Consider the following 24662-nt stretch of genomic DNA (forward strand, 5'->3'; position numbering starts at 1 on the left):
AGAATCGGTCACCCCAACGGGTGGGTCGTGCGGTCAGCCGAGCGCCGTCCGCACGACGCCCGCCTCCGGCGACCCGATGGCGGTGTACCACTCCAGCGCGGTCCGCCAGTGCCCGCTCGCCTCGGCCTGGTCCCCGGTGGCCGCCAGGGCGTCACCCGCCAGGTGGGCCGCCCGTGCCTGCACGAACCGCTGCCCGGTGGTCCGGCTCAGCTCCAGGCACCGCAGCGCCAGGTCGAGCGCCTGCGCCACGTCACCCTGGTCCAGCCGGATGCGCCCGAGCACGGTCATCACGTCCACTTCGGCGATCCGAAGCCGGTAGCGCACCGCGCTGTCCAACGCCTGGGTCGCCGAGTAGCGCGCCTCGTCCAGCCGGCCCGCCGCCCGGTGCGTCAACGCCAGGCTCCGCCGCGCCGCGCAGATGCCCAGCGGGTAGCCGGTCTCCTCGGCGATCCGCAACGCCTCGGTGGTCCGCTCCACCGCGTCGTCCAGCCGCCCGAGCCCGCACAGCGCCTCACCCAGGGCGTTCTTCGCGTCGCACAACCCCTTCAGGTTGCCCAGTTCCTCCGCGATCGCCACCGCTCGCCCGGCTTCCCGCGCGGCGTCGGCCCACTTGCCCCGCATCACGTACGCCAGCGCCAGGCCCTCGTGCGAGAAGTGCGCGAACCGCCGTGCCCCGGCCCGTTCGTACAGCTCGCCGCACCGCTCGTAGAGCTGCGCGGCACGCTCCGGCTGCCCCAGGAACAGGTGCACCTCCGCCAGCGCCCGGTGGCTGTCGGCCTGCGTCATCCACGCGCCGAGCCGGTTGCCGACGTCCAGCGCGCCCTCGAACGACGACACCGCCCGGTCCAGCTGCCCGAGGTGCATGTAGACGCCGCCGAGGTTGAGCTGGGCGATGCCCTCCTGCTGCAACGCCCCGATGGTCCGCGTGATCACCAGCGCGCGCTCCAGGTGGTCCGCCGCCTGCTCCAGCTCGCCCACCTCGATGTAGACGGTGCCGAGGTTCGACAGCACGGCCGCCTCGACCGCGGGCGCGGCGCCGGTGCGCTGCTGGATCGGGATCGCCCGGCGGAAGTAGTCGACGGCCACCCGGTGCTGCCCGATCGCCCAGTACAGGGTGCCCAGCGACGACAGCATCGCCACCTCGCCGACCGCGTCCTGGGCGGCCTGCGCCACGGCCAGCCCGGCCTTGGCGGTCGCCAGCCACTCGGCCGGCAGCCCGATCGTGTAGAAGTACCGCCGCAGCGCGTCGGCCAGCTGCCACACGTCGCGGTCGGGTTGCCGGTCGGCCGCGTGCACGACGAGCGCGACCAGGTTGCCCCGCTCGGCGTCCAGCCAGGCCAGCGCCTCCGCCGACGTGGAGAACAGGCGCGGCGTCACGCCCGCCACGACGTCCGTGCGCGGCAGCCTCAACAGGGTGCTCTTGAACGCGTCGGTGGCGTTGTCGACCGACCGGATGGACCAGTCCAGCAACCGCCGCGCGGCCTGGGCGCTCTCCGCCGGGTCCTCCTCGAACTGCCGCCGTTCGGCCGCGTAGTCCCGCAGCAGGTCGTGGAACTGGTAGCGGCCGGGCGCGTGGTTGTCCACCAGGTTCGCCGTGGCCAGCCGGTCGAGCCGACGCCGCGCGTCCTGCGTGGTCAGCCCGCCCAACGCCGCCGCGACGTCCGGCGTGATGTCGCCCGGCGCCAGCGACAGCAGCCGGAACAGCGACGCCAGCTCCGGCTTCAACGCCGTGTAGGACAGGTCGAACGCCGCGTGCACCGCGGCGCGCTCGTCGCCCTCCACGGCCAACGCCGCCAGCCGGTTGCCCGCCCGCAGCTCGTCCACGTACGACGCGATGGTGATCTCGGGTCGGGACAGCAGGTTCGCCGCCGCGATCCGCAGCGCCAGCGGTAGGTGCGCGCACAGCTCGGCCAGCTCGTCGGCCGCTTCCGACTGCGCCGCCACCACGTCGTCGCCGAGCATCCCGGCCAGCAGCGCCCGCGTCTCGGACCGGTCCAGCACGTCCAGCCGCACGTTCGACGCGGCGTGGCTCACGGCCAGCCCGCGCAGCGTGTCCCGGCTGGTCACCAGCACCGCGCACCCCGGCGAGCCGGGCAGCAGCGGCCGGATCTGCTCGGCGTTGGCCGCGTTGTCCAGCACCAGCAGCACCTGCTGGTCGGTCAGCCGGGACCGGAACATCGCCTCCTGCTCGTCCTGGTCCAGCGGCACGGACTCCGGCGGCACGCCCTGCGCCCGCAGGAACCGCGGCAGCACGTCCACCGCGCTCAACGGCGGGCCCTGGGCGTACCCGCGCAGGTTCACGTACAGCTGCCCGTCGGGGAAGTAGTGCCGCAGCTTGTGCGCCGCGTGCACCGCCAACGCCGTCTTGCCCACGCCCGGCGGCCCGGCCAGCGTCACCACCGGCACGCCCTGGGCCGTCCGCAGCAACGCCTCGATCAGCTGGACGGCCTGCTCACGGCCCACGAAGTCGCCGATGTCGGCGGGCAGCTGCGACGGCACCACCCGGTCGCGCCGGGCCGCCGCCGCGCCCTGCCCCACGTCGAGCGACTGCGCGCCGCCGAGCACCTGCTGGTGCACGCGCCGCAGCTCGTCGCCCGGGTCGATGCCCAGCTGCTCGGCCAGCAGCCCGCCGACCCGCCGGTACGCGGCGAGCGCGTCGGCCTGCCGCCCGGACCGGTACAGCGCGATCATCAGCTGCGACCACAGCCGCTCCCGCAGCGGGTGCTCGCTGGTCAGCCGGGACAGCTCGGGGATCAGCGCGGCGTGCCGGCCCAGCTCCAGGTCCACCTCGACCCGGCGCTCCTCCACGTGCAGCCGCCGCTCGCCGAGCCGCGGCACCTCGTCCCGGTGCAGCACCTCCGACGGCACGTCCACCAGCGCCGGCCCGCGCCACAGCGCCAGCGCCGCGGTGAAGATCGCCGACGCGGACTCCAGCCGGCCGGCGGCCCGTTCCCGCTCGCCCTCCTCGACCAGCCGCTCGAACCGCATCACGTCGATCGTGCGCTCGTCCACGTCGATCAGGTAGCCGTCGGGCACGGTGCGGATCGGCACGGCCGGTCCGAGCACCTGCCGAAGCCTCATCACGTAGGTCTGCAGCGTGCCGCGCGCCCGCGCGGGCGGCTCGGCGCCCCAGATGTGCTCCGCCAGCTCGTCGACCGACACGCCGGCCCCGGCGCGCATGAGCAAGGACACGAGGAGGGACCGCTGCCGGCCCGCCCGCACCATGATCTGTTCACCGTTGACAATGACTTGCAGCGGGCCGAGGACGCGGAACTCGACGACAGGGCTCACCGGCGACCTCCCCTCCGCACACGTGCAGTTTCTGTTGTCCGTTGTACAGCGTAGGAGCGCGTTTGCCCGATCGCCGGTGGTCACGTTGGGTCAGCGGAGATGAGCCGGCCGTATGAGAATGCTGATTCACGTGGCCGGATCGTGACCTGTGTTACGTCGGAAGGGTTGTGGTGACCGGTTAGGGTCCGTGACCACACCGTGAGATCCCGGATTTCCCTAGGGGTGTTTGATGGTTCATTCCCGAACGGCCCGACGCCGTTGGACGGCCGCGATCGGCCTGACCGGCGTCGCTGCGCTCGCACTGTCCGCTTGCGCTGAATCCGCGCGGACGGACGACCCGGGGGCCGGCCAGGTCGGTGGCACGCTCACCTTCGGTGCGGCAGGTGCTCCCAAGCTGTTCGACCCGTTCTACGCCACGGACGGCGAGACGTTCCGCGTCGCGCGCCAGATGTACGAGGGGCTCGTCGGCTTCAAGCCCGGAACCGCCGAGGTGGAGCCCGCCCTGGCGACCAAGTGGGACTCGTCCGAAGACGGCAAGACGTGGACGTTCACACTGAAAGAGAACGTGAAATTCCACGACGACACGGACTTCGACGCCGAAGCGGTGTGCTTCAACTTCGACCGCTGGTACAACCAGAAGGGCGCCGGTCAGTCCGACGCCGTTTCGCAGTACTGGCTGGACAACTTCGGTGGCTTCGCGGACACCCCCGACAAGCCGTCGCTCTTCAAGTCCTGCACGGCCAAGGACACGAAGACCGCGGTCGTCGAGCTGAACGAGGCGACGTCGCAGTTCCCGTCCGTCCTGGGCTTCACGTCGTTCTCGATGTCCAGCCCGGAAGCGCTGAAGAAGTACGAGGCGGACAACGTCGTCGCCGCCGGTGACAGCTTCACCTACCCGCCTTACGCCAACGAGCACCCGACCGGCACCGGACCGTTCAAGTTCGGCAAGTTCGACAAGGCGAACAACGTCGTCGAACTCGTCCGCAACGACAACTACCACGGCGCCAAGGCGAAGCTCGACAAGATCGTCTTCCGGATCATCCCGGACGAGACGGCGCGCAAGCAGGCGCTCGAGGCCGGCGACATCGACGGCTACGACCTGCCGAACGCGGCCGACTGGCCGGGTCTGAAGGAGAAGGGCTTCAACGTCGCGGTCCGCCCGGCGTTCAACGTCCTCTACCTGGGCATCAACCAGAAGAACAACCCGAAGCTCCAGGACCTCCGGGTCCGGCAGGCGCTGATGCACGCGCTGAACCGCGAGCAGCTGGTCAAGTCGCAGCTGCCCGAGGGCGCGTCGGTCGCCACCCAGTTCATGCCGAGCACGGTGGACGGCTACAACGAGGACCTCAAGGCCGTCGGCTACGACCCCGACAAGGCCAAGTCGCTGCTCGCCGAGGCCGGCGCGTCCGACCTGACGCTGAAGTTCTTCTGGCCGACCGAGGTCACCCGGCCGTACATGCCGAGCCCGAAGGACATCCAGGCCGCCATCGCCGGTGACCTGCAGAAGGTCGGCATCACGCTGGAGATCTCCTCCAAGCCGTGGAACGGCGGCTACCTGACCGACGTCGACCAGGGCGTGCCGGACCTGTTCATGCTGGGCTGGACCGGCGACAACGGCACCGCGCACAACTGGATCGGCACGTTCTTCGGCCGCCCCGACAACCGGTTCAACACCGGCGCGTCGCCGTGGGGCGCGGAACTGGCCGCCGAGCTGGGCAAGGCGAGCGCCGAGCCCGACGAGGACAAGCGCCGCGGCATGTACGAGGACCTGAACAAGAAGATCATGGAGGAGTACCTGCCCGCGATCCCGGTGTCGCACTCGCCGCCGGCGCTCGTGCTCAAGTCGGACATCAAGGGCGTCGTGCCCAGCCCGCTGACCGACGAGCGGTTCGGCCCGGCCAGCAAGGGCTGAGTCGCACAACTCCAGATAGAGACCACGGGGTAGCTCAATGCTCCGCTACACGATCCGACGGCTCATCCAGCTGATCGGCGTGGTGCTGGTGCTGTCCCTGCTGCTCTTCGCGTGGCTCCGCGCTCTCCCGGGAGGTCCGGTCTCGGCCCTCCTGGGGGAGCGCTCCACGCCGGAGAAGCGGGAGGCCCTCACCAAACAGCTCGGCTTGGACCAGCCGATCTTCGTCCAGTACTTCAAGTTCATGGGCCGTGCGCTGTCGGGGGACTTCGGCGTGTCCACGGGTGTGCAGCCCGGCGACGACGCTCTCGACATCTTCCTCCAGCGCTTTCCCGCGACCCTCGAACTGAGCTTCCTGGCGATCGTCATCGCCATCGCGCTCGGCATCCCCCTGGGGTACATGGCCGCGAAGCGCCGGGGTGGCTGGTTCGACAACCTCAGCGTCGGCGGCTCGCTGCTCGGCGTCGCCGTGCCGGTGTTCTTCCTGGCCTACGTGCTCAAGGACGTGCTGTCGTCCGCGCTGGGCCTGCCGACCGGTGGTCGCCAGGACGCGATCGACGCCACCCGGGTCACGGGCTTCTTCGTGCTCGACGGCGTGATCACCCAGGAGTGGGACGCGGCGCTGAACGCGCTGGAGCACCTGATCCTGCCCGCGATGGCGCTGGCCACCATCCCGTTCGCGGTGGTCTTCCGGATCACCCGGGCCGCCGTGCTCGACGTGCTCGACGAGGACTTCGTGCGCACCGCCGAGTCCAAGGGCCTCACCGCGCAGACCATCCGGCGCCGGCACGTGCTGCGCAACGCGATGCTGCCGGTCGTCACCACCATCGGCCTCCAGACCGGCGCGCTGCTGGCGGGCGCGGTGCTCACCGAGAAGGTGTTCGCCTTCGCCGGCGTCGGCGAGGCGCTGGCCCTCGGGTTCGAGAGACGCGACTACCCGGTGCTGCTGCTGCTGATCATCATGGCCACGGTCGTGTACGTGGTGGTCAACCTCCTGGTGGACCTCTCGTACGCGCTCATCGACCCGCGGATCAGGACGAGGTAGGCCGCGATGGTCACTCCTACTCGCAAAAAAGACCGAATCGACAAGCTGGCCGCGAGCGGTTCCGACGCGGGCGTGAGCCTCGCCGCGAGCGCGTGGCGGACGTTGCGCCGCAGCCCGGTGTTCCTCACCGGCGCCACCATCATCAGCCTGTTCGTGCTGGTGTCGCTGCTGTCGCCGTGGTTGGCGCCGCACGACCCGTCCGAGGCCATGCTGATCGACCAGGTCATCAAGGCGCGCAACCAGATCCCGCCGGTGCAGGACGGCCACCCGCTCGGTGGCGACCTCCAAGGCCGCGACTTCTTCTCCCGGCTGCTCATCGGCTCGCAGCAGACGCTGATCGTCGGCGTGCTGGCGACGCTGATCGGGCTGGTCGGCGGGTTGACGCTCGGCACGCTGGCGGGGGCGTTCGGCGGCTGGGTCGACTCGCTCGTCATGCGCCTGGTCGACGTCATGCTGTCGCTGCCCAGCCTGCTGCTGGCGTTCAGCATCAGCGCGATGTTCGCCCGGCCCAACCAGTACACCGTGATCGTGGCGGTGGCGGTGGTGCAGATCCCGGTGTTCGCCCGGCTGCTGCGCGGCTCGATGCTGGCCCAGCGGTCCAGCGACCACGTGCTGGCCGCGACCGCGCTGGGCGTGAAGCCGGGGGCCATCGTGTTCCGGCACATGCTGCCCAACTCGCTCGGCCCGGTGATCGTGCAGTCCACCCTGGTGCTGGCCACGGCCATCATCGACGCGGCGGCGCTGTCGTTCCTCGGCCTGGGCAACCCCGACGACCGGATCCCGGAGTGGGGTCAGATGCTCGGCGACGTGCAGACCGTCTTCGACACGCACCCCCAGCTGGCGTTCTGGCCGGCGGGCTGCATCATCGTCGTCGCCCTCGGCTTCACCCTGATGGGCGAAACGCTGCGTGAAGCCCTCGACCCCAAGAGCAGGCGGTGAGTCGTGCCACTCCTCGAAGTACGTGACCTCACCGTGGTTTTCGAGCGCAAGGGGGAGAAGCCCTTCACCGCCGTCGACCACGTGAGCTTCGACGTGGAGCCGGGCCAGACCGTCGGCCTGGTCGGCGAGTCGGGCTGCGGCAAGTCCGTGACGTCACTCGCGATCATGGGGTTGCTGCCCCGGCGCGGCGTGCGGGTGTCCGGCTCGGTGCGGTACGAAGGCGTGGACCTGCTGTCGCTGCCGGACCGCGAGATGCGCGACCGGCGCGGCCGCGACCTGGGCATGGTGTTCCAGGACCCGCTGTCCTCGCTGAACCCGGTGATCCCGATCGGCGTGCAGGTGACCGAGGTGCTGGAACGGCACCGGGACATGGCGCGCAAGAAGGCGATGCTGGAGGCGGCCGAGCTGCTGGACAAGGTCGGCATCCCCGACCCGTCCCGGCGGCTCACCGAGTACCCGCACCAGCTGTCCGGCGGTATGCGGCAGCGCGCGCTGATCGCCATCGCGTTGGCGTGCCGGCCCCGGCTGCTGATCGCGGACGAGCCGACGACGGCGCTGGACGTGACGATCCAGGCGCAGATCCTGGCGCTGCTGAAGGAACTGGTGCGCGACATGGGCACCGCGCTGGTCATGATCACGCACGACCTGGGAGTGGTCGCCGGCCTGTGCGACGAGGTCAACGTGCTCTACGCCGGGCGCGTGGTGGAGAAGGCGCACCGGCACGACCTGTTCGCCGCGCCCCGCCACCCGTACACGCACGGCCTGCTGGCTTCGATCCCGCGGCTCGACGCGCCCCGCGGGGAGAAGCTGAACCCGATCAGGGGTTCGGTGTCGGACAACATCCCGTGGACGGAGGGGTGCGCGTTCGCGCCCCGGTGCCCGAACAAGCTGGACGTGTGCGTGCAGGTGACGCCCGAGCAGGAGGACATCGGCGGCGGCCGGCTGCTGCGCTGCCACAACCCGGTGAAGCCGCCGGTGGTCGAGGAGGTGTCGGTGTGAGCACGGCTGTCACCCCCCAACCCGGGACCGCGGTCGACACGCTGGTGTCCGTCGAGGGCATCAAGGTGCACTTCCCGATCAAGCGGGGCGTCATCCTCGACCGCACGGTCGGCCACGTGTACGCGGTGGACGGCGTCGACCTCACGGTCCGGCGCGGCGAGACGTACGGCCTGGTCGGCGAGTCCGGCTGCGGCAAGTCCACCCTCGGGCGGGCGGTGCTGCGGCTGACCGACCCGACTGCGGGCCGGACCGTCTTCGACGGCACGGACCTCTCCACGCTCAAGGGCGAGGAACTGCGCCGGATGCGCCGCCGGATGCAGATGGTGTTCCAGGACCCGATGTCGTCCCTCGACCCCCGGCAGTCGGTGGAGTCGATCCTGGTCGAGGGCCTGCGGGCGCACGACCTGGACAAGGGCCGCGAGGAGACCGGCAAGCGCTTGCGCTCGCTGCTGTCGGCGGTCGGGCTGGCGACGACGTCGCTGCGCAAGTACCCGCACGAGTTCTCCGGCGGTCAGCGGCAGCGCATCGGCATCGCGCGGGCGCTGGCGGTCGAGCCGGACCTGATCATCGCCGACGAGCCGGTGTCCGCGCTGGACGTGTCGGTGCAGGCCCAGGTCGTGAACCTGCTGGAGGACCTGCAGGAGGAGTTCGGCCTCACCTACCTGGTGATCGCGCACGACCTGGCCGTGGTGCGGCACATCTCCGACCGGGTCGGCGTGATGTACCTGGGCGGGCTGGTGGAGGAGGCGACGTCGGACGCCCTCTACGCCGAGCCGCTGCACCCGTACACGAAGGCGTTGCTGTCGGCGATCCCCGTGCCCGACCCGGTGGTCGAGGACCGGCGGGAGCGGATCCTGCTCACCGGCGACCTGCCGTCACCGGCGAACCCGCCCCGGGGCTGCCGCTTCCACACCCGGTGCCCGTGGAAGCAGGCGACCCGGTGCGACACCGAGCGGCCGGAGATGCGCGAGGTGCTGCCCGGCCACAAGGTCGCGTGCCACTGGGCGGAGGACATCCGCGCGGGCAAGATCCGGCCGCACGCGGTCGAGGCCGTGGTGGTGGAGGAGGACGAGGGCATCTCGCCCGACATCCCGCTGGTCGGTCCGGCTTCCGTGACGGAGGCGATGAACCCGTAGTGGTCGGTCGGGGACGCCCGCTCGTGGCGTCCCCGACCTGCTTTCGGACGGTGACCGCCACCCGCTCGGTGCACCATGATCGGTGTCGTGGACCCGGTCCCAGGGGGGACGACGGCGCCGGGTGCCGCTGCGCGCTGACGGCTTCGTCGGCCGAGGGACCGCCGTCGACCTCGACCTGCTGGTGTGGGTGACCGCGACATCCCCGGAGGCGGTCGTCGGCGACTTCGCCCGCATCGCCGCCCGGCTGACCGGTGAGGGCGACGCCGACTCGGAGGTCGGGGCCCGCCGCCTGCTGGACTGCGCCGACCTCCTCGAAGACCGGCTGGGCGTGAGCGGGCCGGAACACCCGGCCACCCCGTCCGGCCCGGTGAGCGCGCAAGCGCGGGCTGGTCCCCGCGACGTTCCCCGGACCGGGCCGGTCAGACTCCGACGACCTGCGGGTAGAGCGTGCTCGGGTCGGCGGCGAGAGCGGCCTTCAGGGCGACGACCACCTCGTCCGCCAGCACCTCGATCCGGTCCGCCTCGACGCCGTCCAGCGCGGCGCGCACCACGTCGGCGGGGTCGTTCTTCGGCACGTCCAGGCTCGCCGTCATGTCCGTGTCGGTCGGCCCCAGGAGCAGGCCGGTGACCAGCGTGCCCTGCGCCGCCAGTTCCACCCTGACGCCGTTGGTGAGGCTCCACTGCGCCGCTTTCGCCGCGCTGTAGGCGGTGGCACCGTCGTAGGACACCCACGACATCGACGACAGCACGTTCAGGATCGCCCCTCCGCCGTTGGCGGCGAGCACGGGCGCGAACGCGCGGATCACGTCGAGCGTGCCGTAGAAGTTGGTGTCCATCTCCAGCCTGATCGCGGCCGGGTCGCCGGTGACGAGGTTCTCGCCGGTGATGACGCCCGCGTTGTTGACCAGCAGGGTGACGTCGGCGGCGGCGGTGGCGGCAGCAGCGACGGTGGCCGGGTCGGTGACGTCCAGCCGCAGCACCTCGACGCCGGGCAGGTCGACCAGGTCGGGGTTGCGCGCGGTCGCGTAGACCTTGGCCGCACCCCGTTCCAGCAGTTGTCGCGCGAAGTGCCGGCCGATGCCGCGGTTGGCCCCGGTGACCAGGGCCATCGAGTTGTCGATCTTCATGTGCGTTCCCCCCGGAATGTGTCGGTGATGCCAACCTAGCCGGCCCGGGGGTCGGGTGCGTGGCCGTCCGCGCCGGGGGCGCCTCCCCCTTGTCGAGACACCCCCGACGCGGTGATCGGGTTACGCGGACCAGGTCGGCGAGCGGCCGAGCAGGCCCACCAGCCGGTCCGTGATCGGCGCGTCCTCCGGCACGTCGACCGGCAGCGCGAACGCCGCTCCCGGCCCTCGGACGTCCGGCGTCGTCGGATAGTGCCGCGCCATGCGGTGGGCGGCCGTGGCGAGTTCGGCGTCGAGCGTGCTGTCGACGCCGAGGGCGCGGCGCAGGTCCCAGGCGTGCACCAGGTTGTCCACGAAGTGCGCGGCCACCAGCTCCTTGCCCCGGCGGAGGCCGTAGCCGGGGAACTCGGCTTCCCGCTCCAGCACGCCGTCGGCCCGGAACGCCTCGGTGGCCGCGTCGGTCGCCGCCCGGTAGGCGACGACCATGTCGTCGCTCGCCGGCGCCTCGACGGCGGTGCCGCGGACGCTCGCGGTGAACCCCAGCGTGGACTCGACCTGGTGGCGCAGCAGTTCGTAGACGGTCCAGCCGGCGCACGGCGTGGGCAGGTCCAGGTGGGGCTCCTCCAGGTCGGCCATGAGCTTCAGGTTCAGGTCGAGCGCCGAGCGGTTCAGGTCCAGGAGATCCACGTGCTCATCCACCCTTCTAGTTGTACGAACGATCGTACAATTAGTTTGCGGCTCGTCAAGGGGTCGAGGGCGCGAGGGGGATAGCGTGAGCGCTGTGAAGGTCGACGGACGGGTGGAGCGCGGCGAGCAGACGCGCCGGCTGATCCTGCGGCGGGCCGCGGAGATCGCGTCGGTGGAAGGGCTGGAGGGCCTGTCGATCGGGCGGCTGGCCACCGAGCTGGAGGTCAGCAAGAGCGGCGTGTTCGCGCACTTCGGGTCCAAGGAGGAGTTGCAGCTCGCGACCGTGCGCGCGGCGGCGGCGATCTTCGTGGCCCAGGTCGTGGAGCCGGCGCTCTCGCTGCCGCCGGGCCTGGCACGGCTGGAACGGCTGCTCGACGGCTGGCTGGCGTACTCGGAGAACCGGACGTTCCCGGGCGGGTGCTTCTTCTACGCCGTGCAGGCCGAGTTCGACGCCCGACCCGGACGGGTGCGTGACGCGATCGCCGGGTACGGGCGGCAGTGGAACGAGTACGTGCGCGAGACCGTCGCGACGATCCCGGAGGTGGCCGACCCGGACCAGGTGGCGTTCGAGCTGATCGCGTTCCTGGAGATGTCCAACGCGCAGTCCGTGCTGCACGACGACCCGAACGCGTACGCACGAGCCCGGGTCGCCGTGCGGAGATCGCTGGCTCAGGCGGGCACGGCGGCGTCCGCGACCCGGCGCTGAGCCGCTCTCACGGCCATCCCGATCGGCACGCTGACCAGCGTGGCGACCCCGAACGAGATCAGCGTGGCCACCAGCGGGTCACTGAAGATCCGGCCGCCGAAGTAGCCGAGCGTGGCCGTGTAGGCGCTCCACAGCCCGGCCCCCACCAGCGCGATCGGCGCGAACCGCCGCAGCGGCCACCGCAGCGACCCCGCCAGCACCGCCCCCACCAGCCCGCCGCCCGGCACGAACCGCACCGCCACCAGGATCGACTCGCCCCGCGTGGCCAGCCGGGACGCCGTCCACTCCACCACGGCGCGGGGACCGGGCCGCCGGCCGACCTTCGTGAGCGCCCGCATCCCGACGCTCCGCCCGACCCCGAAGTTGATCAGGTCGGACAGCGTGCAGCCGATCGTGGCCACCAGGACCACGGCGGGCAGCGGCAGGTCGCCGGACGCGGCCAGCACGCCACAACCGATCAACACGGCCTCCGTGGGCGCCAACGGCACCACGGCGACGAAGAACAGCACGACGAGCGCGGTCATGATCCGGGAAACGATACGGGGCCGCCGATCGTCTCCAACCTGTCGGTGTCTTCAGGATCCCTCCGGCCGGTGTCCGCGAATCCGCTGGTAGAGCGTCGATGCGCCGGTCGAGCGTGACGCCGGCCACGCCCTGTGCCCGCCCCGTCCACTCGACCGGGTGGTCGACGCCGGCGCAGGTGCGCCCAGTGGTGACGCCGTTGATCGCGGTGCTTTTCCGCGGTAATGGGGTGATGAATACTTTCGTATTCGCTCTTGTGTGTGACTGGTTGGAAGTCGTGCGCCGGAGGTACCGTCACCCGTGGATTTCGCCGCAAGTCGTCACAAGTCGTCGCTGTCGGCGGAATCGTGTCGACAAAGGGGAGGGTGATCTTCATGCGCATTACTTCGTCCACCGGCCGGCTGGTGAAACTGCTCGCTGCGGTCGGCATGGTCGCGTCGGGGGTGGTGGCGGCGGCACCTGCGGCTTCCGCGTCCACGCCGGCTGTGTCCACGCCGGCTGCGTCCACGCCGGCCGCGTGGAGTTGCAGCGCCAACTACATCTGCTTCTACACCGGCTCCGACGGCGGGGGGAAGCGGTGCCAGTACTCGCAGAGCAACGCCCAGGCGGACGAGATCTGCTCGTGGCACCTGGACAAGCCGCGTTCGGTCTGGAACCGGTCGGACAGTCGGGTGCACTATTACGCGAAGCACGATTTCAAGGACCGGATCGGCAGCACCGCGCCGGGTGACCGGGGGAATCTCGCGGGCACCTACAACATCAGGTCGATCAAATTCGGCTGATCGCGCCCAGGCAGCGGTCGGCGTGCTCGCGCAGCGCGTCGACCAACGCCGGCGGACCACTGGCCAGGGTGAAGTCGACGTCCACCGACGTGATCATCCAGACCAGGTCGCGGGCGGTCTCGGCGCCGACGTGCAGCAGGCAGGCGCGGTCGTCCACGGCCTCGACCACGCCCATGCCGGGCCAGATCCGGTCGGCCACGGCGTCCGCGGGCTCGTGCAGCCGGACGGTCGCCCGCACCGGCCACGCCCGTGACGACAGCCGGTGCTCCAGGTAGGCCGCCACGTCGCCGTCGGGTGGTTCGCGGGGTGCGAAGCGCGGGCCGTTCGGGGATCGCAGAGCCAACCGGTCCACGCGGAAGGTGCGCCAGTCGTCGCGGTCGGTGTCCCAGCCGACCAGGTACCAGTGCCGGCCGAAGCTGACCAGGCCGTGCGGCTGCACGGACCGCGTCGTGCCGCCGCCGCGCGGGCTCGTGTGGTCGAACCGCAGTGCCTCGTGCCGGCGGCAGGCGTCCGCGATGGCCATCAGCACGTCCGGGTCGACGCGCGGTCCGCCGACCCCGACCCGGGCGGTGGCCGAGCGCAGGGTGCCGACCCGGTGCCGCAGCCGCGCCGGCAGCACCTGTTCCAGCTTGGCCAGCGCCCGCAACGACGTCTCCTCGATCCCGGTGACCGAACCGCCGGCGGCCGTGCGCAGCCCGACCGCCACGGCCACCGCCTCGTCGTCCTCCAGCAGCAACGGCGGCAGCGACGCCCCCGCGCCCAACCGGTAGCCGGCCGTGCCCCGGGTGGCGTGCACCGGATAGCCCAGGCCGCGCAGCCGTTCGACGTCACGGCGGACCGTGCGCGTGGTGACGCCCAACCGCTCGGCGAGTTCCGCGCCGGACCAGTCGCGCCGGGTCTGCAACAGCGACAGCAGCCGGAGCAGCCGCGCGGACGTGTCCACCATCCGCCCAGCCTGCCCGACGGTTAGGACCGGAACCGTCCCGAGGGCTCCCTAGCGTCCGTGCCATGACAGAGCACGACATCCGCCCGTTCCGCATCGACGTCCCGCAGGAGCAGCTCGACGACCTGCACCGGCGGTTGGCCGACACCCGGTGGCCGGCCGAGCTGCCCGGCGTCGGCTGGAGCCGGGGCGTGCCGGTGGACTACCTGAAGGACCTCGCCGAGCACTGGCGCACCGGCTACGACTGGCGGGCGCACGAGGCGGCGATCAACGAGCACCCGCAGTACCTGGCCACCGTCGACGGGCAGGACGTGCACTTCCTGCACGTCCGCTCGCCCGAGCCAGGCGCCCTGCCCCTCGTGCTGCTGCACGGCTGGCCGGGCGGCGTGGTGGACTTCCTCGACGTCATCGGCCCCCTGTCCGACCCGCGCGCGCACGGCGGCGACCCGGCCGCGGCGTTCCACCTCGTCGTGCCGTCCCTGCCGGGTTTCGGCTTCTCCACCCCGCTGGCCGGTCCGGGCATGAACGCGGCGCGGATGGCCGGCGTGCTGGTCGAGCTCATGGCCGCGCTCGGGTACGAGCGGTACGGCGTCCACGGCTACGACACCGGTTCGTGGGTCGCCCCCGAGATGGGCGGGCAGGCGCCGGACCGGGTGGTCGGCGTCCACGTCAACGCGCTGCTCACGTTCCCGGTCGGCGCGGAGGGCGAGATGGACGGCCTGACGGAGGTGGAGCAGCGGCGGTGGGCGGCCGTGGAGAACTTCAACGACGGCTACCTGCAGTGCAACGCCAAGCGCCCGCAGACCGTGGCCTACGGGCTGCACGACTCGCCGGTCGGCCAGCTCGCGTGGATCGTGGAGAAGTTCAAGGAGCTGACCGATCCGGAGGACGGCCTGCCCGAGGACAGCGTCGACCGCGACCGCGTGCTGACCGACGTGTCGCTGTACTGGCTGACCGGCACGGCCGCGTCGGCGGCGCAGGTCTACTACGAGGAGATCTCCGCGAAGGCGGACGCGTGGAGCGACACGGGCGAGTGGTCGGGGAGCGGGCCCGCGACCGTGCCGACCGGTGTGCTCGTCTCGGCGCACGACGTGACGATCCGCCGTTGGGCCGAACGGGACCACAACGTGGTGCGCTGGACGGAACTGGACCGGGGCGGCCACTTCCTGGCGATGGAGCAGCCCGAGCTGCTGGTGGCCGACGTGCGCGAGTTCTTCGCCGACCTGCGCCGACCCGACCTGCGCCGACCCGACCTGCGCTGACCCGACCCGCGCTGACCCGACACAAGAGCTGGGGTCGCCTCGCCGCTGTGAACCGGCGAGGCGACCCGTCAGCCCTACCGGTTGGCGCGGTTGACGGCGGAGACCAGGGCGCGCAGCGACGCGGCCACGGTGGAGCTGTCGATCCCGACGCCCCACAGCACCCGGTCGGACACGGCGCACTCCAGGTAGGCCGCCGCACGGGCGTCGTCACCGGACGACATGGCGTGCTCGAAGTAGTCCAGCACGCGCACGTCGTACCCGACGGTCGCCAGGGCGTCCACGAACGCCGCGATCGGACCGTTGCCGCCGCCGGTGATCTCCTGCGCCTCGCCGTCCACCACGACCACGGCCTTGATCTTCTCGTGGCCGCTGCCGTCGCCGGACACCTTGTGCCGCAGCAGCTTCAGCGGCACGGTGCCGTCCAGGTACTCGTCCGAGAACGAGTCCCACATGTCCTTGGGGCTGATCTCCCCGCCCTGCGTGTCCGTGACCTCCTGGATGACCCGGGAGAACTCGACCTGCAGCCGGCGCGGCAGGTCCAGGTGGTGCTCGGACTTCATCAGGTACGCCACGCCGCCCTTGCCGGACTGCGAGTTGACCCGGATCACGGCCTCGTAGTTGCGGCCGACGTCCTTCGGGTCGATCGGCAGGTACGGGACCTCCCACGGGAACTCGTCCACGTGCTGCCCGGAGGCCTTGGCGGCGTCCTCCAGGGCTTCGAAGCCCTTCTTGATCGCGTCCTGGTGCGACCCCGAGAACGCGGTGAACACCAGGTCGCCGCCGTACGGGTGCCGCTCGGCCACCGGCAGCTGGTTGCAGTACTCGACCGTCCGCCGGATCTCGTCGATGTCCGAGAAGTCGATCTGCGGGTCGACGCCCTGGCTGAACATGTTCATGCCCAGCGTCACCAGGCACACGTTGCCGGTGCGCTCGCCGTTGCCGAACAGGCACCCCTCGATCCGGTCGGCGCCGGCCAGGTAGCCCAGCTCGGCCGCCGCCACACCGGTGCCCCGGTCGTTGTGCGGGTGCAGCGACAGGATGATCGACTCACGCCTGGCCAGGTTGCGCGACATCCACTCGATCGAGTCCGCGTACACGTTCGGCGTGGCCATCTCCACCGTCGCCGGCAGGTTGATGATCAGCGGCTTCGCGGGCGTCGGCCGGATGATCTCCGACACCGCGTCGCAGACCTCCAGCGCGTACGACAGCTCGGTCCCGGTGTACGACTCGGGCGAGTACTCGTACCGGAACTCGGTCTCCGGGTAGTCCTTCTCCTGCTCCAGCGCGAACGCGGCGGCGTCGGTGGCGATCTTCTTGATGCCCTCGCGGTCGGACTTGAACACGACCCGGCGCTGCAGGACCGACGTCGAGTTGTAGAAGTGCACGATCGCCTTGCCCGCGCCGCGCAGCGACTCGAACGTGCGGGTGATCAGCTCGGGGCGGCACTGGGTCAGCACCTGGATGGTGACGTCGGGCGGGATCGCGCCGTCCTCGATGATCTCGCGGACGAAGTCGAAGTCGGTCTGCGACGCGGCCGGGAACCCGACCTCGATCTCCTTGTAGCCCATCCGCACGAGCAGGTCGAACATCTTGCGCTTGCGCGCCGGCGACATGGGGTCGATCAGCGCCTGGTTGCCGTCACGCAGGTCGACGGCGCACCACAGCGGCGCCTTGGTGATCCGTTTCGCGGGCCACGTGCGGTCCGGTACGTCGACCGCCTCCACGACCTCGTGGAACGGCCGGTAGCGGTGGACCGGCATGGACGTGCCGCGCTGCGGGTTCCACGCGGGCTGGCCGGGGACGGGACGGGCCGGGGGCCGGATGCGGCTCGAACCGGAGGTGTACGCGTCGGGGCTCGTGCTCATGATCGGGGTGCTCCTGCTGCCGGGGACTGGAGACGACCGGCGGCAACGCTCGATCCCGCGACGGGGGGCCGGTCTGATCAGACCCCGTCACGGCGGCGAAGCAGGAGCGCACGTGCCATGCCGCACAGGTTAACCGGATTTCGGCGTGGTGTGGAACCGCACGCCCAGATGGTGGAACTTCACCCGTTAGAGTTTCACTCGATCGTGAAACGGGCACCTTCTTGACATGTCCAGATGGCGAACCTCAACGCGCAGCGGCAACTACACCGCTGCCCGAGTGATCCGCGGCGTCGGTGCCGTTTTCGCGGGCATCGAGGTGTTGTACATCCTCATGCTCCTCATCGGGGTGAACACCGCCAACGCGTTCTTCCGCTTCATCCAGCAGCTCGCGGAGCCGCTGGCACTCTTCTTCCCGGGGTTGTTCCAGACGGGCAACACCAAGCTCGACGTGTTTCTGAACTACGGTCTCGCGGCGGTTTTCTGGCTCGTTGTCGCAGGACTGCTGGCTCGCGTCGTAGCGCGCTGACCCCCCTCCGTCCCGGTCCCCGCCGCCGTCCCCCCTGCGGCGGGGACCGGGCGTCAGTCCGGAAAGGCCGGCCGGCCCCAACGACCCGCGAAGACGGTCTCGGTGAGCGGCTTGCGCACTCGTGGCCGACGCTCCCGCGCTTGCAGGTCCTCGGGCAGGTCCCCGACGTCCCCGAGCACGCCGACCGCGATCACGACCACCGGCCGCACGTCCTCCGGCAGCCCGAACGCCTCGCGCACCGCGTCCGGCGAGAACCCGCCCACCTGGTGCGTGACCAGGCCCAGCTCCACGGCCTGCAGCACCAGGTTCTGCACCGCCAGGCCCAGGCCGAACTCGGTGTTCGGCAGCGGCCCGCGCTCGTCCGACTCGGCCACCGCGCCCACCAGCAGCACCGAGGCCCGTCCCGCCCACGTCTGGTTACCGGGCCGCAGCGCCGTGAAGATGCGCTCGAACGTGTCATCGCCGCGGTAGCCGACCAGGAACCGGGCGGGTTGCGTGTTGCCGTGCGACGCCGCCCAGCGGGCCGCCTCCAGCAGCACGCGCACGGTCGGGGGCGAGACCTCCGCCGTGCCGTCGAACGCCCGCGGGCTCCAGCGCTTCGAGATCAACGGGTTGACGTCCATCAGATCGCGAACTGCCAAGCCGTGATGGCGTAGGCGCCGAACCACGCGCTGAACACCGACACGCCCACCAGCACCGCCACCACCGTCCCCGTCCGCCGCCGCGCCAACGCCAACGCCACCGGCAGGAGCAGCGTGAACGCCGGCACCAGCAGCCGTGCCTTCGAGTTCATCAGCCCGTTCGACCCGAGGTCCATGGCCAGCACGCCGGCGCCGTAGACGATGAGCGGCCACTCCAGCTTGTGCCGGATGCCCACCACCACCAGCGCCAGCGCCACCACCAGCAGCCACACCGTCGCCAGCTCCAGCACCGACCGTGGCTCGCCCAGGATGAGCAGCGCGAACTTCCACGTCGCCGCGCCGCCGTCGAAGCGGGAATCCCACCCGATCTGCTGAACGGCGAACCAGCCGTCCCACCGCCCGGTCAGCACCGCCACGTACGCCAGGTACCCGACCAGCCCGAGCGGCGCGACGAGCCCACCCACCCACGGCCGCCACCCGTCCCGCCGCTGCCACGCGGCCCAGGCCGCCGCCGCGCACACCGCCAGGACCAGCGCCGCCGCAGTCGGCCGCACCAGCCCCGCCGCCGCGCAGCACACCCCGGCCACCAGCCAGCGCCGCTCGACCACACCCACGAGCGACCAGACGGCGAGAGCGCAGAACGTCGCCTCGGAGTACGTCATCGACAGCACCACCGCCATCGGCGACGCCGCGAACAGCACCACCAGGACCAGCCCGGCCCGCCGCGACCCGCCCAGCACCCGCGAGCCCAGCCGGGCCAGCCCGTAGGCGCAGACCACACCGCTGACCAGGCTCACCGCGAACGCCGCGCCCACCACCGGCACGCCCGGCAGCCCGTCCACCCACCGCACCAGCGTCGGGTAGCCGGGGAAGAAGGCAAGGGGCGTCTCGGGCGACCGCCGCCCGAACGCGTCCACCAACCCGGCCGGGACGTCCGCGTAGCCGCCCTCGGCGATGCCCAGGAACCACTGCCCGTCCCACGACGTGAGCACGCCCGTGACGTCCTTGTCCCAGCGGGCCGCCATCAGCTGGAGCACGAGCAGCCCCAACTCCCGCACGACCAGGAAGAGGACGGCCGGCGCGAGCGCGGTCGTGACCCGGTGGCCGGCGAATCGCGCCATGCCGCCACGCGCGCGCGACGCGTCCCCGGGGTGCGCGTCAACGGCCTCAAGGGTGGACACGACGTCGAGAGTAGTGGGGGTCACGGTGACCGCTGTCCGGACCACGGGCCAGGTAGGGTGCCGGGCAAGCTGGGCTTTAAGCACCTGGGAGGAGTGGGTCTGTGGCGCTCGTCGTCCAGAAGTACGGCGGTTCCTCGGTCGGGAGCGCCGAGCGGATCAAACGGGTGGCCGAGCGCATCGTCGCGACCCGCAAAGCGGGCAACGACGTCGTCGTCGCCGTCTCCGCGATGGGCGACACGACCGACGAGCTGCTCGACCTTGCGCGCCAGGTGTCACCGGTGCCGCCCGCCCGCGAGATGGACATGCTGCTCACGTCCGGTGAGCGGATCTCCATGTCGCTGCTGGCGATGGCGATCAGTTCGCTGGGCGCCGAGGCGCGTTCTTACACCGGCTCGCAGGCCGGCGTGATCACCACGTCCGTGCACGGCAAGGCGCGCATCATCGACGTGACGCCGAGCCGCATCCAGGACGCGCTGTCCGAGGGCGCCATCGCGATCGTCGCGGGGTTCCAGGGCGTCAGCCAGGACAGCAAGGAGATCACCACGCTCGGCCGCGGCGGCACCGACACCACCGCGGTGGCGTTGGCGGCTGCCCTGAAGGCCGACGTCTGCGAGATCTACACCGACGTGGACGGCGTGTTCACCGCCGATCCGCGCATCGTGCCGAACGCCAAGCGGCTGGCGACCATCACCTACGAGGAGATGCTCGAAATGGCGGCGTGCGGGGCCAAGGTGCTCATGCTGCGCTGCGTCGAGTACGCCCGGCGGTACGGCGTTCCGGTGCACGTCCGATCTTCGTTCAGCAACAAGCCCGGGACCATCGTGTCCGGGTCAGTGGAGGACCTTACCGTGGAACAGGCGATGATCACCGGCGTCGCGCACGACCGGTCCGAGGCCAAGGTGACCGTGACCGCGGTGCCCGACCTCCCCGGCATGGCGGCGCGCATCTTCCGCGTCGTGGCCGAGGCGGAACTCGACATCGACATGGTCGTGCAGAACGTGTCCCAGGCCGTGTCCGGCCGCACCGACGTGACGTTCACCCTGCCGAAGGACGACGGGCCGCGCGCCGTGGCGGCGCTGGAGAAGGCGCGCGGGGAGATCGGCTTCGACCAGGTGCTCTACGACGACCACGTGGGCAAGGTGTCGCTGGTCGGCGCGGGCATGCGCTCGCACCCCGGTGTGATCGCGCAGTTCTGCGAGGCGCTCGCGTTGGCGGGCGTCAACATCGAGATCATCTCCACCTCGGAGATCCGGATCTCGGTCGTCTGCCGCGACACGCAGCTGGACGACGCCGTGCGGGCGCTGCACGACGCGTTCGAGCTGGGCGGCGACGAAGAGGCCGTGGTGTACGCGGGGAGTGGACGATGACGACGTCGGGTGCGGGTGTCCCGCGCATGCCGGTCCTGGCCCTGGTGGGAGCTACCGGTGCCGTCGGCACCGTCATGATCGACATCATCAACGGCCGGGAGTCCGTGCCGTGGGGTGAGATCCGGCTGATCGCGTCACCGCGCTCGGCGGGCAAGAAGATCACCGTGCGCGGCGAAGAGCTGACCGTGATCGCCCTGTCGGCCGAGGCGTTCGACGGCGTGGACGTGGCGATGTTCGACGTGCCGGACGAGGTGTCGGCCGAGTGGGCCCCGATCGCCGCCGCGCGCGGTGCGGTCGCGGTGGACAACTCGGGCGCGTTCCGGATGGACCCCGAGGTGCCGCTGGTGGTGCCCGAGGTGAACGCCGACCAGATCTCCGCGCGTCCCAAGGGGATCATCGCCAACCCGAACTGCACGACGCTGTCGATGATGGCCGCGCTCGGTGCGCTGCACCGGGAGTTCGGGCTGCGCGAGCTGGTCGTGGCGTCCTACCAGGCGGCGTCGGGCGGCGGGCAGTCGGCGATCGACCGGCTGTACGCGGAGGTCTCGGCGCTGGCGGGCAAGGAAGTCGGCGTGCGCGCGGGCGACGTGCGGGAGACGCTGGAGGCCGCCGGCCTGCCGGTGTCCGACTCGCCGTTCCCCGCGCCGTTGGCGCTGAACGTGGTGCCGTGGGCCGGGTCCTTGAAGGACGACGGGTGGACCAGCGAGGAGCTGAAGGTCCGCAACGAGTCGCGCAAGATCCTGGGCATCCCGGAGCTGAAGGTGTCCGCGACGTGCGTGCGCGTGCCCGTCGTGACGACGCACTCGCTGGCGGTGCACGCCACGTTCGCCCGCGAGGTGACGGTCGAGCAGGCGCACAAGCTGTTCGAGGAGCAGCCGTCGCTGGTGCTGGTGGACGACCCGGCGGAGCTGAGGTTCCCGACGCCGGCGGACGTCGTCGGCGGCGACCCGACCTACGTCGGCCGGGTGCGGCAGGCGCTGGACTTCCCGAACACGCTCGACTTCTTCGTGTGCGGTGACAACCTGCGCAAGGGCGCGGCGCTGAACACCTACGAGATCGCCGAAGAGCTGGTGACCCGACTGTAGGTGGCGGTGCCTGTAGGTTTTCGGCCTATGGCGGAGGTAGTGCTCGCGATCGACCTGGGGACGACGTCGACCAAGGTCATCGCGGTGGACCGGGACGCGGGCGTGGTGGCATCGGCGGAGTACGGCTACCCGATGCGCACCACGCCCTCCGGCGAGGCGACCCACGACCCGGTCGAGGTGTGGGGCGCGGCTCTCCGGGCGTTGCGCGAGGTCGCCTCGCAAGGGCTCGACGTGCGGGCGCTGTCGTTGACCGGCGCCATGCACACCCTCGTGGGTTTGGACGCCTTGGGCACGCCCGTCACGCCGTCCGTGTCGTGGGCGGACAACCGTGCGCAGGAGCAGACGGCGCGGCTGCGCGGCACCGCTGACGGCATCGCGTTGCACCGCGCGACCGGCACCCCGATCCACACCATGTCCCCGTTGGTGAAGCTCGCCTGGTTCCGCGACCACGGGTTCTCCGCCTCCCGGTGGTGCGGGCTGAAGGACTTCGTGGCGTTGAAGCTGACCGGGGTGCTGGCCACCGAGCACTCGTCGGGGTCGGCGACCGGCCTGATGGACATCGTGTCGCTGGACTGGCACCCGGACGCGTTGGCGTTCGCGGGCGTGCGCGCCGAGCAGTTGCCGTCGCTGCACGCTCCGGTGGACTCGCTGCCGTTGACCCTGGACGTCCCCGGGCTGTCCGCCGGCCTGCCGGTCGTGCTCGGCGGCGGTGACGGGCCGATGGCGAACCTCGGCGTCGGCGCGGTCGTGCCCGGGGTGGCGGCGGTGTCGCTGGGGACGAGCGGCGCGCTGCGGGTGGTGCGCTCCGAACCCGCCGTGGACGAGCGGGGACGGGTGTTCTGCTACGCCATCGCCGAAGGGCTGTGGGTGATCGGCGGAGCCGTCAGCAACGGCGGTGTGGTGGCGCAGTGGGCCGCCGAGACGTTCGGCGTCGAGGTGGGCGCGTTGCTGGACGAGGCCGCCGCGGTGCCCGTCGGCGCGGCCGGCGTGACGGCGCTGCCGTACCTGCTGGGCGAGCGCGCGCCGTGGTGGGACGCGGACGCGACGTCGGCGTTGATCGGGCTGCGGCGCGAGCACGGCCGGGCCGAGATCACCCGGGCGCTGGTCGAGGGCGTGTCGCAGCAGCTGGCGCTGGTGCTGGACGCGGTGCGCTCGGTCGCGGACGTGCACGCGGTGCGCGTGACCGGCGGCGCGTTCCGGAGCGACCTGTGGGCGACCGTGCTGGCGTCCGCGCTGGGCCTGGACCTCGAACTGGCCGACGACAGCGAGGGCTCGGGCGTCGGCGCGGCCCTGGTCGGCTGGCGGTCGCTCGGTGAGATCCCGTCGCTGACCGTCGCCGCCGACCTCGTGAAACCGGTCAAGACCGTCGCACCCGACCCCGGGGCGGTCCGCCACTACGCTCGCGCCCGCCCCGCCGTCGACCGCCTCTACCAGGCGCTACGCGACTTCGACTGACGCCTTCGCGCGGCGGCCGAGCACCACCGTGCCGGCCGAGACCAGCACCGCGCCGACACCCGCCACCGCGAAGCCCCACGCCGGTGACGAGAGGTCGATCACGAACCCGCTCACCGGTGCGCCCAACGCCACGCCGAGCGTGAACGCCGACCCTTGAAGGCCCATCGCCACACCGCGTGCGGACGCCGGGGCGTACTTCGTGATCGCCTCACCGGTCGCCGTGATCGTCGGCGCGCACAGGAAGTTCGTCGGGATCAACGCCAGCGCCAGCAGCCACGGCGACCAGTCGACCAAGCCGATCGGGATGGCCAGCACCCCCATCCCGCCCATCAGCGCCCACAGCGGCGGCACCCGGTTCAGGCCGCCGTAGAGGAACCCGCCGACCAGCGACGCCACGCACATCACCACGACCACCGCGCCCGTCCACGACGTGAGGCCCAGGTCGCGCATCACCGCCACGACCGCCACCTCGACGCCCGACAGCACGAACGTGGCACCGCCCGCGCTGATCAGCACGCCGAGCATCCGGCCGTCCAGCCACTCGCGGCGCGGCACCGGGATCCGGCTCTCGCCCTCGCTGCGGACCGGCGGGTCCACCACCCACAGGACCGCGCCGATCAGCACCATCGACACGCCGATCGTCCACATCGCGGTCCGGCTCGACGCCTGCGTGGTGAGCGCGACACCCAGCGCCGGGCCGGCCATGAACGCGACCTCCACGGCCATCGAGTCCATCGCCAACGCGGTGCGCCGGCGTTCGTCCGGCACGAGCGCGGTCAGGATCTGCCTGCCCAACGACATCACCGGCATCACGGTGGTCCCGGAGAGGAACGCCGTGACCAGCAGGAAGTCGTACGGCAGCAACGGCGCGACGAACCAGAAGACGCCCTCCGTCGCCATCGACAGCAGCAGCATCACCCGCAGGCCGCGCCGGTCGACCAGGTGGCCCATCAGCGGCGACCCCACCGCGATCCCGACCGTGCTGACCGCGCCGACCAGGCCGGATGCGCCGTAACCTCGATCCAGCGCGAGGAGGACGTGCAAGGTGACCGTCATGCCCGCGGCGGTCGCCGGCACCCGTGCCAACAGCATCAGCAGCATGAAGCCGGGCACGCGGGGTGTCCGGAGAACAGCCAGGTAGGGAGCGACGTTCACGCGCTTATCTTCACTGGGCAGGGCAACAGGTTTAACCGTTCG

General features: G+C 71.4%; 21 protein-coding genes. 12 read left to right on the plus strand and 9 right to left on the minus strand.

Annotated features, from left to right (window positions below; translation table 11 throughout):
• Window positions 1-33 precede the first annotated feature (33 nt).
• Window positions 34-3291 (minus strand): BTAD domain-containing putative transcriptional regulator, encoded by a 3258-nt coding sequence (locus ACRAKI_RS01140; RefSeq protein WP_447005188.1) that lies wholly within the window; start codon window positions 3289-3291, stop codon window positions 34-36.
• Between the two features lie 229 nt (window positions 3292-3520).
• Between ACRAKI_RS01140 and ACRAKI_RS01145 the strand changes: the two genes are divergently transcribed.
• Genes ACRAKI_RS01145 through ACRAKI_RS01165 form a run of 5 tightly spaced genes read left to right on the plus strand, consistent with a single transcriptional unit; the run spans window position 3521 to window position 9319 of the window.
• The gene (locus ACRAKI_RS01145; RefSeq protein ID WP_447005189.1) at window positions 3521-5203 is read left to right on the plus strand and encodes an ABC transporter substrate-binding protein; all 1683 of its coding nucleotides are present in this window, start codon (window positions 3521-3523) and stop codon (window positions 5201-5203) included.
• A gap of 37 nt (window positions 5204-5240) precedes the next feature.
• Window positions 5241-6245: an ABC transporter permease gene (locus ACRAKI_RS01150; protein WP_447005190.1), complete on the plus strand. Its 1005-nt coding sequence runs from the start codon at window positions 5241-5243 to the stop codon at window positions 6243-6245.
• Window positions 6246-6251: 6 nt separating this feature from the next.
• On the plus strand, window positions 6252-7184 hold the full coding sequence (locus ACRAKI_RS01155; RefSeq protein WP_447005191.1) for an ABC transporter permease: 933 nt from the start codon (window positions 6252-6254) through the stop codon (window positions 7182-7184).
• Window positions 7185-7187: 3 nt separating this feature from the next.
• On the plus strand, window positions 7188-8183 hold the full coding sequence (locus tag ACRAKI_RS01160) for an ABC transporter ATP-binding protein (RefSeq protein WP_447005192.1): 996 nt from the start codon (window positions 7188-7190) through the stop codon (window positions 8181-8183).
• On the plus strand, window positions 8180-9319 hold the full coding sequence (locus ACRAKI_RS01165; RefSeq protein WP_447005193.1) for an ABC transporter ATP-binding protein: 1140 nt from the start codon (window positions 8180-8182) through the stop codon (window positions 9317-9319). The genes ACRAKI_RS01160 and ACRAKI_RS01165 overlap by 4 nt, the downstream gene beginning before the upstream one ends.
• A 419-nt stretch (window positions 9320-9738) precedes the next feature.
• On the opposite strand, the gene ACRAKI_RS01170 is transcribed toward ACRAKI_RS01165, so the two are convergent.
• A complete protein-coding gene (locus ACRAKI_RS01170; protein ID WP_447005194.1) occupies window positions 9739-10446 on the minus strand; it encodes an SDR family oxidoreductase in 708 nt (235 codons plus the stop codon).
• A gap of 120 nt (window positions 10447-10566) precedes the next feature.
• A complete protein-coding gene (locus ACRAKI_RS01175) occupies window positions 10567-11142 on the minus strand; it encodes a TIGR03086 family metal-binding protein (RefSeq protein ID WP_447005195.1) in 576 nt (191 codons plus the stop codon).
• Between the two features lie 73 nt (window positions 11143-11215).
• Here ACRAKI_RS01175 and ACRAKI_RS01180 point away from each other — a divergent pair, with 73 nt between their 5' ends.
• Window positions 11216-11836, plus strand: coding sequence for a TetR/AcrR family transcriptional regulator (locus ACRAKI_RS01180; protein WP_447005196.1), 621 nt, complete (start codon window positions 11216-11218; stop codon window positions 11834-11836).
• Here the strand turns inward: ACRAKI_RS01180 and ACRAKI_RS01185 are convergent.
• Entirely contained in the window at window positions 11800-12360 is a 561-nt protein-coding gene (locus ACRAKI_RS01185; protein WP_447005197.1) for a DedA family protein, read from the minus strand. The two genes, ACRAKI_RS01180 and ACRAKI_RS01185, sit on opposite strands and share 37 nt — an antisense overlap.
• A gap of 372 nt (window positions 12361-12732) precedes the next feature.
• Here ACRAKI_RS01185 and ACRAKI_RS01190 point away from each other — a divergent pair, with 372 nt between their 5' ends.
• Window positions 12733-13140 carry a peptidase inhibitor family I36 protein gene (locus ACRAKI_RS01190; protein WP_447008297.1) on the plus strand — a complete coding sequence of 136 codons (408 nt, stop codon included), beginning with the start codon at window positions 12733-12735 and terminating at the stop codon, window positions 13138-13140.
• Here the strand turns inward: ACRAKI_RS01190 and ACRAKI_RS01195 are convergent.
• Window positions 13127-14086, minus strand: coding sequence for a helix-turn-helix transcriptional regulator (locus ACRAKI_RS01195; RefSeq protein ID WP_447005198.1), 960 nt, complete (start codon window positions 14084-14086; stop codon window positions 13127-13129). The two genes, ACRAKI_RS01190 and ACRAKI_RS01195, sit on opposite strands and share 14 nt — an antisense overlap.
• A 62-nt stretch (window positions 14087-14148) precedes the next feature.
• Between ACRAKI_RS01195 and ACRAKI_RS01200 the strand changes: the two genes are divergently transcribed.
• The gene (locus tag ACRAKI_RS01200) at window positions 14149-15345 is read left to right on the plus strand and encodes an epoxide hydrolase family protein (protein WP_447005199.1); all 1197 of its coding nucleotides are present in this window, start codon (window positions 14149-14151) and stop codon (window positions 15343-15345) included.
• A 74-nt stretch (window positions 15346-15419) separates the two neighbouring features.
• Here the strand turns inward: ACRAKI_RS01200 and leuA are convergent, their stop codons facing one another.
• Entirely contained in the window at window positions 15420-17210 is a 1791-nt protein-coding gene (gene leuA / locus ACRAKI_RS01205) for a 2-isopropylmalate synthase (protein ID WP_447005200.1), read from the minus strand.
• A gap of 226 nt (window positions 17211-17436) precedes the next feature.
• Here leuA and ACRAKI_RS01210 point away from each other — a divergent pair, with 226 nt between their 5' ends.
• Window positions 17437-17736, plus strand: coding sequence for a hypothetical protein (locus ACRAKI_RS01210; RefSeq protein WP_447005201.1), 300 nt, complete (start codon window positions 17437-17439; stop codon window positions 17734-17736).
• Window positions 17737-17789: 53 nt separating this feature from the next.
• Here the strand turns inward: ACRAKI_RS01210 and ACRAKI_RS01215 are convergent, their stop codons facing one another.
• Window positions 17790-18359, minus strand: a complete 570-nt coding sequence (locus ACRAKI_RS01215; protein WP_447008298.1) for a nitroreductase family protein — start codon at window positions 18357-18359, stop codon at window positions 17790-17792.
• Window positions 18359-19558 carry a hypothetical protein gene (locus ACRAKI_RS01220; protein WP_447005202.1) on the minus strand — a complete coding sequence of 400 codons (1200 nt, stop codon included), beginning with the start codon at window positions 19556-19558 and terminating at the stop codon, window positions 18359-18361. Before ACRAKI_RS01220 ends, ACRAKI_RS01215 begins: the two co-directional genes overlap by 1 nt.
• A gap of 101 nt (window positions 19559-19659) precedes the next feature.
• On the opposite strand from ACRAKI_RS01220, the gene ACRAKI_RS01225 reads away from it, so the two are divergent.
• The 3 genes from ACRAKI_RS01225 to ACRAKI_RS01235 are packed head-to-tail and all read left to right on the plus strand — an operon-like array spanning window position 19660 to window position 23465.
• Window positions 19660-20925 (plus strand): aspartate kinase, encoded by a 1266-nt coding sequence (locus tag ACRAKI_RS01225; protein WP_447005203.1) that lies wholly within the window; start codon window positions 19660-19662, stop codon window positions 20923-20925.
• Entirely contained in the window at window positions 20922-22010 is a 1089-nt protein-coding gene (locus ACRAKI_RS01230) for an aspartate-semialdehyde dehydrogenase (protein ID WP_447005204.1), read from the plus strand. The genes ACRAKI_RS01225 and ACRAKI_RS01230 overlap by 4 nt, the downstream gene beginning before the upstream one ends.
• 27 nt (window positions 22011-22037) lie before the next feature.
• Entirely contained in the window at window positions 22038-23465 is a 1428-nt protein-coding gene (locus ACRAKI_RS01235; protein WP_447005205.1) for a gluconokinase, read from the plus strand.
• Here the strand turns inward: ACRAKI_RS01235 and ACRAKI_RS01240 are convergent.
• A complete protein-coding gene (locus ACRAKI_RS01240) occupies window positions 23448-24620 on the minus strand; it encodes an MFS transporter (protein ID WP_447005206.1) in 1173 nt (390 codons plus the stop codon). The genes ACRAKI_RS01235 and ACRAKI_RS01240 overlap by 18 nt on opposite strands.
• Between the last annotated feature and the right edge of the window lie 42 nt (window positions 24621-24662).

Source organism: Saccharothrix isguenensis (genome assembly GCF_052936305.1).